Source organism: Actinomadura geliboluensis, assembly GCF_005889745.1.
In the GTDB taxonomy this organism is placed as follows: domain Bacteria; phylum Actinomycetota; class Actinomycetes; order Streptosporangiales; family Streptosporangiaceae; genus Spirillospora; species Spirillospora geliboluensis.
Window position 1 is genome coordinate 1 of sequence record NZ_VCKZ01000048.1, and the last position, 12,468, is coordinate 12,468.

Consider the following 12,468-nt stretch of genomic DNA (forward strand, 5'->3'; position numbering starts at 1 on the left):
GAGGCCGCGGTGGGGTTGGGCAGGTCGGGGTCGGCGTGGTCGCCGGTGCGGACGTACCAGCCGGCGTCGGGGTCGGTGGAGGTGAGTGGGCCGCGGGTGCGGGTGCCGCGGGCGAAGGTGGCGATGACGGTGGCGTCCATGCCCAGCGAGCCCTCCCAGTGGTGGTCGAGGATGTCGCGGACTTTGGCGATGGACGCTTCGATGATGCGGTTGCTGATGCGCATGAGCCGGTTCTCCTTGTCGGCGAGGTCTTGGTGGTCGGCGTGTTGGGTGATGTGCGCGGCCTCGGTGCGAGGGAGTCGTTTGTTCTTGGGGAGCGGTGAGGGGTCCATGGCGGCCAGGGCGGCGTGGGCGAGTCGGCGGACCACGGCGTAGCCGGCTTCGAACCCGTGCAGGTCGTCGGGTTTGTCGTCCAGGGCGAATCGGTGCCGCCAGGTCTCGGGGATGCCCCAGTAGAGGATGTCGGCGACCTGGGTGAGGTGGAGGGCGGCGCCACCGGTGTGGCGCATCGCCAGCACCATGCCGACCAGGAGTCCCTTGACGGTGCAGGTGCGGCGTCTCCCGGTCGGCCGGGTGATCAGGGCTTGGAGTTCGACGGCGATTCCGGTCGCGGCGACGAACTCTGCGGTTGCCGTACCCGCAGGTCGCCGTAGACGACGCGTTCTTCGCGCAGGCGGCTCCAGCCGTGGTCGCGTGTCGCGCCGGGACCCTCCTCCGGCGGGCGTCCGGTGTCAGAGGCCGTCACGGGCTGCCTCGCAGCAGTGTCGCGGCCTGGCCGGGGTCGGCGGTGCGGACGAAGGGCAGCAGGCGGGTCAGGCTGTGCAGGGTGTCGAGCCCGGCGGCCGAGACGATGACCGTCAGCGGTACGCCCGCGTCGATGAGGCCGACCAGCCAGGTGGCCCGCAGCCGGGAGGTCTTCAACGGCGCCACGCCTGGCGCGGCGTGGGTGCGGGCCAGGAAATTGGTGACGATGTTGCCGCCCCGGACGGCCGCGTTCGCCCGGAACAGGTAGCCGCCCGGCTCACCGCCGATCCGTAGGGCGTGCTCGGCCCGGTCAGCGAGCACCCGCTCCCAGGCGCGGCGGCAGACCACCAGCCGGGCGCGGCGGCCGCGCACCGCCACCACCACTTGGTCGTCGGCGGCGGCAACGGGGACGAGGTTGGTATCGGCGGTGGGGCTGTCGGCGGTGGGACCGGTGCGCACGTCGGCGGCGCGCAGCGGGATGATCTCGCCCGATTCCAGCCCGCAGCCGAGCCCGAGCGCCAGCAACGTCGTCAGGCCGTGCCGCAGGTCGGCGGTGGGCTGCCCGTTCGCCCAGGCCCACAGACCTGGGACCGTGGCCTATCCGCCGCAGGCCGCGACCGAGGAGGAATTCGCTTTCTGCCGGCGGTGGTGATCTTGGTGGCGCTGCGGCTCGCCGAGCGGCCGCGGTCTCGCAGGCGGGGCGGTAGCGGCATACTTCTACCTTGGATGGCGCCGAAGCCGCACGCGCCAGCATCAAGACAGCATTGCAGTTGGATGAGGTGATCGCTGAGGGGCACAGCCTGCGCGATTACGCTCTTCTGCGGAAAGGCAACGCCTCCGAGGCTATCGAGGCATTTGGGCGCTCCTTCCACCTCGACCAGACCTTTGGTCCTTTCGCCCAGGGCAATTTCAAAGTCGTTGGGTGATGGCTGGTAGTGACGTTATGTGAGCATGAGTAGCGGGACAGCGCGGTCGTGGTCGCGACAGATCCGCTGGACGGTCTCGGTGATCTTGGTGATGCCGTTGATGGCCAGGACGCCGAGGGCGAGGTTGCGCAGGGCGGCGGTGTTGCGGGGTCTGTTGCCCAGGTAGGCCTGCTGGTCGTCTTCGCGCCATACGGTGTCGCGGGGGCGGTGCTCGAGATTCTCGATTCCCCAGTGCCCGCGGGGGTGTGGAAGTCGGCGCTGGTCATCAAGGCGCGGCTGGTGACCATCAGGACGACCTCCTTGCTGGTGGGGCGTCCGGAAGGTCGGCGATGTCGCGGCGGATCACCGCCAGCCGGGCGGCATGCGGCAGTTTCACTCCGGCGCCCGAAGGAAGGTCGGTGCTCCAGGTCGTCCAGGTGCTGATCCGACCGTGATCGTCCTCGGTGACCACGTGCGGGGTCTGCCCGCCCGACACCAGGGCGGAGGCCACGCGTTTGCAGGCCGCGTACAGCACGTCGCGGTTGCCCTTGACCGCCATCAGTAGTCGGCGTTCTTGTCGTGAACCAGGTGGCGAGGGGGCGGCGCAGGTGTGCGCGGCGTCCATCGTCACCAGCGCACCCTCGAACTCCAGGCCGGCGAGCAGGGCCCGGACCTGGGTGGTCTCGGTGGTGCCCTCGGGAACGCGGATCTGGGCGAGCGTCACCGGGGCCTGACCCTTGCGGCGGTGGACCAGCGCGGAGAACAGCACCAGCCGCCCGTCGTCGGCCCAGGCACCGTGCAGGTCCTTGCCGTCCAGCGCGATCTGCCACCCGTCCTGGTCGCAGGCGGCGCAGGCCCGCAGCCAGTCGCCGATGACGCGCTCGAGCGCGTCGGCGTCCACCGCGATCAGGACCCGGCGGATCGTGGCGGCTCCGGCGGCGGCCCGCCGACGCGTGAGCGGGTTCCACCGCGCTCCCACCACAGCGAGCAGGTCCTGGGAGAAGTCCGCGGCCGCCGATCCCATCTCCCGGTAGTTGCAGGCCCCGCCCAGTGTGGCCACCACTGCCACCGCCAGGACCGCCACCAGCCGGTGCCGGATCCCCTGCGGCTTGCGCGGATCGGTCAGGCCCTCCAGGTCATCCAGCAGAGACGGGACCGAGCGGGCATGCGAAACTGACACCGATGACCTTCTTGCTCGGGTACTGGAAGCGTGAGAACTCCCATGATCCCGAACAAAAGGTCATCTTCGTTCCGGTGTCACCCTGCGTGGCCGCAACCGATCCGGACAACAGAGCCTGATCACCCCAGACAGGCGACCTTGAAATTGCCCTGACGCACCGCCGTGGTGATGGCCACGGGCGTGGTTGTACACCCTGCAACGCGCAATCCAAGGTCAAATCCCAAGGAAAATCTACCAAAATCATTTATTGACATCTTCGCAGGCATTGCGAGACCCCATACCATGGCTACATGGACAAGAGTTCCTCTTCGGAGGCTGATCGGATAATAGACAAAGCGACTTTGCTGTACGCAGAGCTTGGATTCGATGGCACAACCACAGATATGATTGCAGAGAGTGCCCGGGTGGATAAAGCCGCTTTGCGTAGACTATTCCCCAGCAGTGGGGCGCTCTATCGGGCGGTGCTAAATCGGGAGATGGAGGCCCAAGAAGCGGCCGCAGCGGAGCCTATGGCAACACTCGCTCCGACCAGGCAAGCTCTGGAACGCCTCGTGGACAGTTATCTGGACTTTAACATAAAGCGCCCAGAGTTGATGAAGCTACTACAGCATCGCCGGACGGGAGATGCGGCGGACGCTGCGGATATCGAATACCAGAATCTTACCCCTTGGCTGACCTGGATGACAGATAAGCTTCATGATGCGGTGCCCGAGCCCGACTATCTAGAATACCTGCTATGGACCATTCAATGGACTATAGCCGGATTCTTTAGTCATGGGGTCGTCTACAGCGATCCACTCCACCAGCGGCCGAGGGGCGAGCCTATCCCGACTGCCGAGGTGGAGGAATTTCGCGAATATCTTCACTATTTGATGAGTCGCCTATTCGAATTGCCGGAAGATGGGGTCTCCTAATTTAGGTGGAGAGTCTTTGTCTCCGGGCTCGTCTCGTGGTTGCGCAGCGTGACCGGAGTCGTTGGTTGTGGCGGTTGCGGAATCCGAAGGCGTTGCGTGCTTCGAGTTTGATCAGGCGGTTGTTGCCCTCGCTGGCGGCGTTGGTGATGCCGGTGTGGATGTAGGCGGCGATCTGGTCCACCAGGTGTCGACGGTATGGGCCAGGGAGGCCGGTTCGGGCGGGAACGGCGCCGCGCCGGTGCTGACTCGCCTGGAGTTGGTGTTGGAGACGGTGCGGGCCGCGGTGGAGGAGGTGGCCCGCACCGCCCCGGAGGTGCTGGACGGGCTGGTCACCGCCGAAAGGGGCGAGCGCTACGGGCGACAGGTGCGGATGTGCAGCCAGCCGAGCCGTCCGGTCTCCTGGCTCACCCAGGCTGGTTACGACCATGAGAAGCGGACGAAACCACCCAGGCCGGCCTCGAGTGGTGGAAGCGGTCGTCGGCGAGCACCGGCCGCAGAGCGCTCAGCCCCTCGGCCGCCGTACCGGGACGCACGCACTCGTCGGCGGTCACGGTGCGCCCGACCCGGGACACCTGGCCCGGTCGGTGACGACCTGCTCGGCGGCTGCTAGCGGCGATCGGTACGATCTCGGCGTCGAACCGGCCGGCCACCTGGGCGGCTGCGGTCGTCGCGGAGCGGTACGCCGTCTCGCGTGCCCGCCAGGACGAACTCGCGCTGGTCTCCCAGAGCCGACGAGCTCTTGGCCGGAGGCGTCGTTGAAGGCCCCCCGGTAGGCCTTGCCGATCGGGGGGGCCGGGCCGTGGAGACGATCGCCGCTTCGCACATGGCACCATTTTTGTGCACGGCGACGAAAAAAGTCAACGCAGTGTATCGATTGGGTGGCTCACGGCAGCATGCGGTGCCAGATGCCGATGCAGACGTCGCTGGTGTGCCTCAGGACGTCCTCGCCGCCTTTACCTGCCGAGGCGTAATAGAAGTTGCGCTCGGTCATCCAGCACAGCGCCCGTGCCACGTCCTCGGCCGACCCCGGTCCCTCCGCAGACAGCCCGGCGCTCAGCATCACCTCGGTCATCACGGTGATATAGCGCTCGACCGTCTCGGTCCACATGTCGCCGATCTCGGGGATCACCGCACCCAACTCCACCGCGGCTCGCATCACCACGCCGTGCTGGATCCAGTGCCGCTCGGTGTTGTGGACCGCGCGGACGATGCGCTCGGTCGGCTCGATGCCGGTGGCGGCCGCGGTGGACGCGGCATCGTTCGCGACCTGCTCCACCGTACGGCGGACCAGCGCGGCCAGGACATCCTGCTTGGAGGCGAAGTAGAAGTAGAGGGCGTTGCGGGTGATCCCGGCGCCGCGGGCGATCGACTCGACGGTCATGCTGTCGAGCGTCTGGGTTCCGAGCTGCTCCTCGGCCGCATCGAGGATGGCCTGCTCGCGCAGGTCGCCCTTGCGAGGCGCCTCTCGCCGGCGTCGGCGGCTGGCTGCGTCTGCGCTCGTCATTCCAAGAATGCTAGTCGGCGTGCCCCGGACCCGTGGTGGCGGATCGGCAACTGCTCGGCGAGGTACGCCGGGCGGGACATCCAGTAGGCGCCCCACGCGACCCCCACCACCGAGATGTTGTTGAGCAGCAGGCGGTTGAGCCGCACCGAGGGGATCTCCCCGCCGGTGAATCCGACGACCAGCAGCCTCTCTTCGGGGCGCAGGCAGCGCAGTGAGTCGGTGACCCGGTCTCCGCCGACCGGGTCGACGATCACGTCAGCGCCGGTTCCGCGGGTCAGGTCGCGGACGGCCGCGGCGAAGCCAGGCACGTCCACGGTGTGGTCGGCGCCCGCTTGGCGGGCCAGGTCGCGTTTGGCCGCGCTGGAGGCGACCGCGATCACGCGGGCGCCGTACGTTCGGGCGATCTGGATCGCCGCCGTGCCGACACCGCCCGCGGCGCCATGCACCAGTACCGTCTCGCCCTTCTCCAGCCGCGCGCGCCGCACCAGCGCGAAGTGCCCGGTCAGATAATTCATCGGGAGCGCGGCCCCAGCGGTGAACGAGAGCCCGGGCGGCAGCGCGAACACCGCGTGCACCGGTACGGCGACCCTCTCCGCCCAGCCGCCGTACACGCTGAACGCCGCGACACGGTCGCCCGCGCCGAGTCCGGAGCCGGGCGGCGCCGAGACCACCGTGCCCGCGACCTCGGAACCCGGCACGAACGGCGGGTCGGGCCTCATCTGGTACTGGCCGCTGCACATCAGCAGTTCGGGGAAGCTGACCCCGGCCGCGTGGACGTCGACCAGTACGTGGTCGCCGGGGGCAGGGGCCGGGACCTCGGCCGGGAGGGCGGCCTCGGGACCGTTCGTCGCCTCGACTCGAATGGCGCGCACGCGATTCCTCCAGAGGGCGGGTTCAGACCCGGGTGGGTAGTGGATGGCCAGCCCAGGTGACGGCGTCCGTCAGCGCGGCGACGACGTCAACGTCCCCGACACCGGCGTCGGCGTAGGCGCGGTGCAGGTTCGGCACCAGCCGCTCGGCGTCGGGCCACGCCGCGAACGGCCCGAGATCGGCCGTCCGGGCCGCGCTCAGCGGGTCGACCCCGCGCCGGATGCCCTCGGCCGCCAATTCCTGGACGAAGCGGTAGTACGCCCGGTGCCGGGCCAGCACTTCCTCCAGCTCGCCACCCTTGATGACCGGACCGTGGCCGGGCACGACGTACGCCGGAGCGAAAGACGCCAGCCAGTCGAGGGAGCGCAGCGCCCCCTCGACCGAGCCCATGAAGACCAGGGGGGTGATGCCGTGGAAGAGCAGGTCGCCGGCGAACAGCACGTCCTGGTCGAGCACCCAGGCGACCACGTCGCCGGTGGTATGGGCCGGATGGCCCGGGTGCCGCAGCGCGACCGTCAACCCACCTTCCTCGATGAGGAGGTCGTCGGTGAGGACGAGTTCGGGCACCCGGCGCGTCACGGCCCCCCAGTCCGGCACCGGCTCCCACAGCGGCGGGCAGGCGTCGAAGACCGGGTCGGTGCGCAGGTGCTCGCACATCAGCCGGTGGCCGATGAGAACGGTGTCCTCGGGGAGCAGCGAGTTGCCGTAGGTGTGGTCGCCGTGCGCGTGGGTGTTGACCGCCCAGCGCACCGGCCCGCCGGTCTCGCCGTCCACCGCGTCAAGGAAGGCGCGGGTACGCCGTTCGGTCGCACAGGTGTCGACGATCAGGAGCCCGTCGTCGCCCGAGACGACGCCGGCGTTGTTCACCCACCAGGTGCCGTCTTCCTGGACCCAGGCCCAGACCCGGTCGGTGAGCTGCTCCAGCCGCGCGGGCGGCTGACCGTGAAGGCGTGTCATGTTCGCACGTCCCTCCTTCCGTTCTCGGTATGCCTGGCGCGGGCGATCGCCGCGTAGTGCTCGATGACGGCGGGGTCCACGAGGCTGCCGGCGCTGGCCGCCCGCTCGGCCGGCACGCCCTGGAAGAGCCGCTTGACGGGCACCTCGACGCGCTTGCCGGTGCGGGTGCGCGGAATGCCCGGTACGGCCAGGATGTCGTCGGGCACGTGCCGCGGGCTGGCATTGCGGGCGATGGCCTCGCGGATCGTGCGCCGCAGCTTGTCGTCCAGCTCGGCGCCGTCGGCCAGCTGCACGAACAGCGGCATCCAGTAGCCGCCGTCGTCCTGCTCGACGCCGATCATCATGCAGTCGACCACCTCGGGCAGCGGCTCCACGGCGGCGTAGACGTCCGCCGTGCCCATCCGGACACCGCCGCGGTTGAGAGTGGAGTCCGAGCGGCCCGAGACGACGGCGGAGCCGCGCTCGGTGATCTCGACCCAGTCGCCGTGGCGCCACACGCCGGGGTAGGTGGAGAAGTAGGCGTCGCTGTAGCGGCTCCCGCCGGGGTCGCTCCAGAGGCGAAGCGGCATCGACGGCATCGGCGCGGTCACCACCAGCTCCCCGTCCCGGCCGGTGGCCGGGCGGCCTGCCTCGTCCCAGGATGCGACGGCCACGCCGAGCATCGGGCCGGAGAGCTCGCCGGCCCACACGGGGTGCATCGGGGTCGCGCCGAGGAACCCGGTGGCGACATCGGTTCCGCCGGTGGAGGAGACCAGTTGCGGGCCTGCGCCGACGGCGTCGTAGACCCACCGGGCCGTGCGGGCCGGCAGCGGCGAGCCGGTCGACCCGATGAACCGGACCCGCGACAGGTCGTGCCGATCTCCGGGCCGGAGCCCCTGGACGGCGCAAGCGGTGAGGTAGCCTGCGCTGGTGCCGAAGTGCGTGAGGTTCCACTGCTGCGCCAGCGCCCACTGCCGGTCCAGGTCGGGGTAGGTCGGGCTGCCGTCGTACAGGACGGCGGTCGCCCCGCCCAGCAGCGAGCAGACGACGATGTTCCACATCATCCAGGCCGTGGAGGTGTACCAGTAGAAGACGTCGCCGGGCCGGACGTCGGTCTGCAGCAGCATGTTCTTGTACTGCTCGAGCAGCATGCCGCCGTGGCCGTGGACGATTCCCTTGGGGATGCCCGTGGTCCCGGAGGAGAACAGGATCCACAGCGGGTGCTCGAACGCCAGCGAGGCGCACTCCGGCTCCTCCTCGCCGGCGACCAGGTCGGCCCACCGGACCACGGCGCGGCCCTCCGGGGGCTCGGGAACGCGGCCGGGATGCAGGTGGTCGACCCAGACGCAGGTCTCCACGGTCGGCAGCTCGCCGAGGATCTCCAGCGCGGCGGCGGTCCGGTCGTGCCGCTTCCCGCCGAAGTGGTGGCCGTCGGCCGCGACCAGCACCCGGGGCCGGGTCTGGGCGAGCCGGTCGAGGACGCTGCGCACGCCGAAGTCGGGCGCGCACACCGTCCACACCGCTCCGACGAACGCGGTGGCCAGGAAGGCGACCACGGCGTGCTGGGTGTTCGGCAGATACGCCGCGACGCGGTCGCCGGGCTCGACGCCGAGGCGCCGCAGCGAGGCGGCCAGCGCCCCGACCTGACGTCTCAGCTCGGCGCCGGTCAGCAGGGCCGAGCCGCCGTCCTCGGTGTGCGCGGCCAGCGCCACCCGGTCGTCGTCGAGGGCGGCCAGCAGGTGCTCGGCGAAGTTGACGCGCACCCCGGGGAACCAGACCGCGCCGGGCATGGAGTCGTCGGCCAGTGCCTGCTCGGCGGAGAGCCCTGCGGCGACGCCGAAGAACTCGGCGACGTCGGCCCAGAACGTGCCCAGGTGCTCGACCGACCATCGCCACAGGTCGTCGTACCCGGCGAAACGGACGCCGTGCCTGGCCTCCAGCCAGGCCGTGAACTGCCCGAGCCGGGTGGCCGAGCGGTCCTCAGGCGGTGACCACAGCAAGGCCGGGGCGTCCTGCCCGCGGGTGTCGCTTCCGCTGGAGATGTCGATCCCCCCTCGAATCGTGCCTCACTTGATCGCCACTGCGCTGACCGGCGAGCCGGCCGCGCCCGTCAGCGGCAGCGGTGACGCGCTCAGCATGAACTCATAGACCCCGTCCCCGGCGCAGTCGCGGGCGAGGGCGTCCAGGTCGAACATCTCCCCGAACGCGATCCCGGCATGGACGAGGCAGACGACGTGGAGCGGCTGGAAGACCCCGATCTCGTTCGGCCGGACCTCGACGCCCCACGTGTCGGTGGCGACCGCGGCGATCCCCTGGGCGTGCAGCCAGGGCGCGGTGTGCAGCGAGAGTCCCGGCGCCGGGCCGCCGGCGTAGTCGCCCCACGCCTCGCGACGCGCTGCGAGGAAGCCCGTGCGGACCAGGAGCGCATCGCCGGGCTCGACGGTGAGCCCGTGCTCGGCGAGGAAGGACTCGAGGTCCTCCGTGGTGATGGCCCGGCCGGGTTCGAGCGACTCGACACCCAGCATCGCCGGTACATCGACCAGCAGACCCCGGGTGACGATCCGGCCGGTGTAGTTCTGCACGCCGTTGGCCGCCGCCCCGGCCGAGGTCGACTCCGCGGCCGACCGGCCGTTCCACATCCGACTCTCCCAGAAGATGTGCGAGAGCGAGTCCCACTGGGTGCCGGCCTGGTTGGGCATGACGACCATGTCGTCGGAGTAGCCGAACCCCTTCGGGGTGCCGCCGCCGGGGAGGAAGTCCTGGGTCCCGGCCAGGTAGTCCAGGCCGGTGGCGGTGGTGACCAGTTGCGGATTGGTCCGCAGCACGCCGTCCTGCGGGCCGCTCCCGTCGTAGGGAAGGGTCAGCGAGACGGTCCTGCCGGCCCGGACCGCGCCCGCGCCCCGGCGCACGGCGGCGGCGTCGATGAGGTTGACCGCGCCGACCTCGTCGTCCTCGCCCCAGCGGCCCCAGTTGGTGCACTGGTCGATGTAGCGGTGGAGCAGCGCCAGCTCCTCGGCCGGCACCGGCCCGTCCCCTGCGAAATCCACCATGATCAGCTGGCCAGGTTGGCGAGCGCGAGCGCGGTCACGTCGTCGAAGCCCTCGGTCGGGGTGGCCGGGAACCGCCCGCCCGCGGCGCGCACACGCTCCAGCACCCGCGCGGCGGACTCATCGGCCTCGGCCAGCAGCTTGGGCAGGTCGTGCCCGACCAGGACGCCGTCGCGCTTGACCAGTTCGCCGTCGACCAGCACGTGGCGCACGTCGCTCGGAGTCGTCTGGTAGATCAGCGTGCCCGGCCCGTCGACGATCGGGTGCTGGCTGACGCCGGACCCCCCGACGACCATGAGGTCGGCCTTCTTGCCCACCGCGATGGTGCCGACCTGATCGCCGAGGCCGCAGGCCTCCGCGCCGTTCGCCGTCGCCCACTCCAGGGCGTCGAGCGCGGTGGCGGTGACCTTCTCGACGTCCTTGCCCGCCAGGTTGAGGTGTTCGGTCTCGGCCCAGCGCTTGAAGGCCAGGCCGAACCGCGCCTGCGTGATCACGTCACCGCTGTTGAGCGAGACCACGTCGCACGACAGCGTGGGCTTCACGCCGAATTCGGCGCACTTCTGGAAGACCGGCCGGCCCATGCCCATGTTGGTCTCGGTCTCGACCGAGATCGACACCTTGGAGCCGGCGTCGGCGAGTCGGCGCCACTGGTCGTCGCGCAGGGTGTTGCAGTGGATGTGCACCATGTCCGGGCCGAGCAGCCCGGCGTCGGCGATCTCGTCGAAACCCGACGGCATCTGCCACACGCACGCCATGTGCGTGGCGACCAGGGCGCCGTGCGCGCGGGCGACCTCGATCTCCGTGCGTGTGTGGGAGAACGGGACCAGGCCGAGTTCGTTGAGGGCGACCCCGAGGGTGACCCGGCCCGCGCCGCTGAAGTACGTGGCGGCGATGCGCTCGAAGTCCCTGACCCGCTCGGTGTGGTCGGCGAAGTGCGGCGGCGCGAACGGGCTGCTCTCGAAGAAGCCGTAGCAGAACCTGGCCCGCACTCCGGAATCCAGCAGCCCCGTGACCGCGGCGTCGGAGTGCTCGGGCGTGTTGTTGCAGTGCGAGAAGTCGAGGATCGTCGTCACGCCGGCGTTGAGGGCCTCCAGGGCGCCGAGCTTGTTGCCCAGGTGCACGTCGGCCGCGGTGTAGGCAGGGGAGACCGCGAGCCGGATCCCGTAGAAGTAGTCGGCCAGCGACCAGTCGGCGCAGATCGCGCGGGCCTGGGTCTGCCAGGTGTGCCGGTGGGTGTCGACCATCCCTGGCGCGACGACGTGGCCGGTGACGTCGAGGACCTCGGCGTCGGTGACGTCCAGCTCCGGTCCGACGGCGGTGATGGTGCCGTCCTGGATGAGGACGTCACCCCGCGGGACGACCCCGATGGCGGGGTCCATGGTGACGAGCCGCGCTCCACGCAGAAGCAGACGTGCGGTCATGGCGTGGTCTCCGTTCTCTCATATCGGTCGGTCTGTTGTGGTCGTGCGTGGAGGGGTCCGTGGACGGCTCAGACGAGGATCAGGCCGCCGTCGAGGGTGAGGCCCTGGCCGGTGAGGCCGGCGGCGGCGGGCGACGCGACGTAGGCGACCAGTTCGGCGACCTCGCCGACGCCGAGCATCCGCCCCTGGGGGACGCGGGAGAGCAGGCCGGCGAGCACGGCCTCCTCGCTGGTCCCGAGCACCGACGCCCACCGCGGCAACGCCTGGGCGACCATCTCGGTGTCGACGAAGCCGGGGCAGACCGCGTTCACGGTGATGCCGTCCCCGGCGGTCTCCAAGGCCAGGCAGCGGACGAGCCCGAGCAGTGCGTGCTTGCTGGCGTTGTAGGGGCTCTGGAGCCGGCTGCCGTACTTGGCGGCGGTCGAGGCGACGGCGACGATCCGGCCCCAGCCGCGCTCGCGCATCGGGCCGAGCACCGCGCGCGCGAAGCCGACCGCGCCGATCACGTTGACCTCGTAGAGGCGGCGCCATTCGGCCTCGTCGATGGATTCGAACCGGCCCACGGCCCCCTGCCCGGTGGCGTAGACGAGCACGTCGACCGGCCCGAGCTCCGCGCCGACCCGGTCCACGACCCGGCTGACGTCCCCGGTGACGGTCACGTCAGCGGGGTACGCCGCGCATTCCGCGCCACTGGCGCGCAGAGTCGCGGCCAACCGCTCGAGGGAGTCCGCCGACCGGGCGGTCAGGGCCACGCGGGCGCCGCGCTCGGCGAGCCGGGTCGCCGCCTCCGCCCCGATACCGCGGCTGGCGCCGACCACCAGGGCGCAGCGCCCCGACAGGTCGAGGGCTTGGGACAGGGCTGGCATCGAGGTCCTCCCGTGACGTCGGTCACAAGCGAGCCTTACACCTAGCACACGTTTTGTCTACCTCGCATCGATTTTTTTTGT

General features: G+C 70.3%; 14 protein-coding genes. 2 read left to right on the top strand and 12 right to left on the bottom strand.

Annotated elements, in window-relative coordinates:
• Both ETD96_RS09700 and ETD96_RS09705 read right to left on the bottom strand, forming a co-directional pair.
• A partial coding sequence (locus ETD96_RS09700) for a hypothetical protein (RefSeq protein WP_205719185.1) occupies positions 1–509 on the bottom strand: 509 nt, incomplete at its 3' end.
• Between the two features lie 232 nt (positions 510–741).
• Entirely contained in the window at positions 742–1,269 is a 528-nt protein-coding gene (locus tag ETD96_RS09705; protein WP_138635978.1) for a hypothetical protein, read from the bottom strand.
• Between the two features lie 197 nt (positions 1,270–1,466).
• On the opposite strand from ETD96_RS09705, the gene ETD96_RS09710 reads away from it, so the two are divergent.
• Entirely contained in the window at positions 1,467–1,670 is a 204-nt protein-coding gene (locus tag ETD96_RS09710; protein WP_138635979.1) for a tetratricopeptide repeat protein, read from the top strand.
• A 286-nt stretch (positions 1,671–1,956) separates the two neighbouring features.
• Here the strand turns inward: ETD96_RS09710 and ETD96_RS09715 are convergent, their stop codons facing one another.
• Positions 1,957–2,829, bottom strand: a complete 873-nt coding sequence (locus ETD96_RS09715) for an ISAs1 family transposase (RefSeq protein ID WP_138635980.1) — start codon at positions 2,827–2,829, stop codon at positions 1,957–1,959.
• A 290-nt stretch (positions 2,830–3,119) separates the two neighbouring features.
• On the opposite strand from ETD96_RS09715, the gene ETD96_RS09720 reads away from it, so the two are divergent.
• Positions 3,120–3,743 carry a TetR/AcrR family transcriptional regulator gene (locus ETD96_RS09720; protein ID WP_138635981.1) on the top strand — a complete coding sequence of 208 codons (624 nt, stop codon included), beginning with the start codon at positions 3,120–3,122 and terminating at the stop codon, positions 3,741–3,743.
• Between the two features lies 1 nt (position 3,744).
• Here the strand turns inward: ETD96_RS09720 and ETD96_RS09725 are convergent, their stop codons facing one another.
• From ETD96_RS09725 to ETD96_RS09765, 9 genes are all read right to left on the bottom strand, one after another.
• Entirely contained in the window at positions 3,745–3,924 is a 180-nt protein-coding gene (locus ETD96_RS09725) for a transposase (RefSeq protein ID WP_205719186.1), read from the bottom strand.
• Between the two features lie 223 nt (positions 3,925–4,147).
• Positions 4,148–4,576: a thiolase family protein gene (locus ETD96_RS09730; protein WP_138635982.1), complete on the bottom strand. Its 429-nt coding sequence runs from the start codon at positions 4,574–4,576 to the stop codon at positions 4,148–4,150.
• Positions 4,577–4,626: 50 nt separating this feature from the next.
• The gene (locus ETD96_RS09735; protein WP_138635983.1) at positions 4,627–5,247 is read right to left on the bottom strand and encodes a TetR/AcrR family transcriptional regulator; all 621 of its coding nucleotides are present in this window, start codon (positions 5,245–5,247) and stop codon (positions 4,627–4,629) included.
• Positions 5,244–6,119: an NADPH:quinone oxidoreductase family protein gene (locus tag ETD96_RS09740; protein WP_138635984.1), complete on the bottom strand. Its 876-nt coding sequence runs from the start codon at positions 6,117–6,119 to the stop codon at positions 5,244–5,246. The genes ETD96_RS09735 and ETD96_RS09740 overlap by 4 nt, the downstream gene beginning before the upstream one ends.
• Positions 6,120–6,141: 22 nt before the next feature.
• Positions 6,142–7,074: an MBL fold metallo-hydrolase gene (locus ETD96_RS09745; RefSeq protein ID WP_138635985.1), complete on the bottom strand. Its 933-nt coding sequence runs from the start codon at positions 7,072–7,074 to the stop codon at positions 6,142–6,144.
• Complete coding sequence (locus ETD96_RS09750) at positions 7,071–9,053, bottom strand: acetoacetate--CoA ligase (protein ID WP_240807436.1); 1,983 nt, start codon at positions 9,051–9,053, stop codon at positions 7,071–7,073. The genes ETD96_RS09745 and ETD96_RS09750 overlap by 4 nt, the downstream gene beginning before the upstream one ends.
• 66 nt (positions 9,054–9,119) lie before the next feature.
• Positions 9,120–10,103 carry a cyclase family protein gene (locus tag ETD96_RS09755; RefSeq protein WP_138635987.1) on the bottom strand — a complete coding sequence of 328 codons (984 nt, stop codon included), beginning with the start codon at positions 10,101–10,103 and terminating at the stop codon, positions 9,120–9,122.
• A gap of 2 nt (positions 10,104–10,105) precedes the next feature.
• Positions 10,106–11,521: an amidohydrolase family protein gene (locus ETD96_RS09760; protein WP_138635988.1), complete on the bottom strand. Its 1,416-nt coding sequence runs from the start codon at positions 11,519–11,521 to the stop codon at positions 10,106–10,108.
• A 68-nt stretch (positions 11,522–11,589) separates the two neighbouring features.
• Positions 11,590–12,387 (bottom strand): SDR family NAD(P)-dependent oxidoreductase, encoded by a 798-nt coding sequence (locus ETD96_RS09765; RefSeq protein WP_138635989.1) that lies wholly within the window; start codon positions 12,385–12,387, stop codon positions 11,590–11,592.
• Positions 12,388–12,468 lie beyond the last annotated feature (81 nt).

Excerpts from the sequence above, each read along its gene's own strand:
- ETD96_RS09755 (WP_138635987.1), bottom strand. The coding sequence starts at position 10,103 with ATGGTGGATTTCGCAGGGGACGGGCCGGTGCCGGCCGAGGAGCTGGCG.
- ETD96_RS09720 (WP_138635981.1), top strand. The coding sequence starts at position 3,120 with ATGGACAAGAGTTCCTCTTCGGAGGCTGATCGGATAATAGACAAAGCG.
- ETD96_RS09735 (WP_138635983.1), bottom strand. The coding sequence starts at position 5,247 with ATGACGAGCGCAGACGCAGCCAGCCGCCGACGCCGGCGAGAGGCGCCT.
- ETD96_RS09745 (WP_138635985.1), bottom strand. The coding sequence starts at position 7,074 with ATGACACGCCTTCACGGTCAGCCGCCCGCGCGGCTGGAGCAGCTCACC.
- ETD96_RS09765 (WP_138635989.1), bottom strand. The coding sequence starts at position 12,387 with ATGCCAGCCCTGTCCCAAGCCCTCGACCTGTCGGGGCGCTGCGCCCTG.
- ETD96_RS09730 (WP_138635982.1), bottom strand. The coding sequence starts at position 4,576 with ATGGTGCCATGTGCGAAGCGGCGATCGTCTCCACGGCCCGGCCCCCCC.
- ETD96_RS09760 (WP_138635988.1), bottom strand. The coding sequence starts at position 11,521 with ATGACCGCACGTCTGCTTCTGCGTGGAGCGCGGCTCGTCACCATGGAC.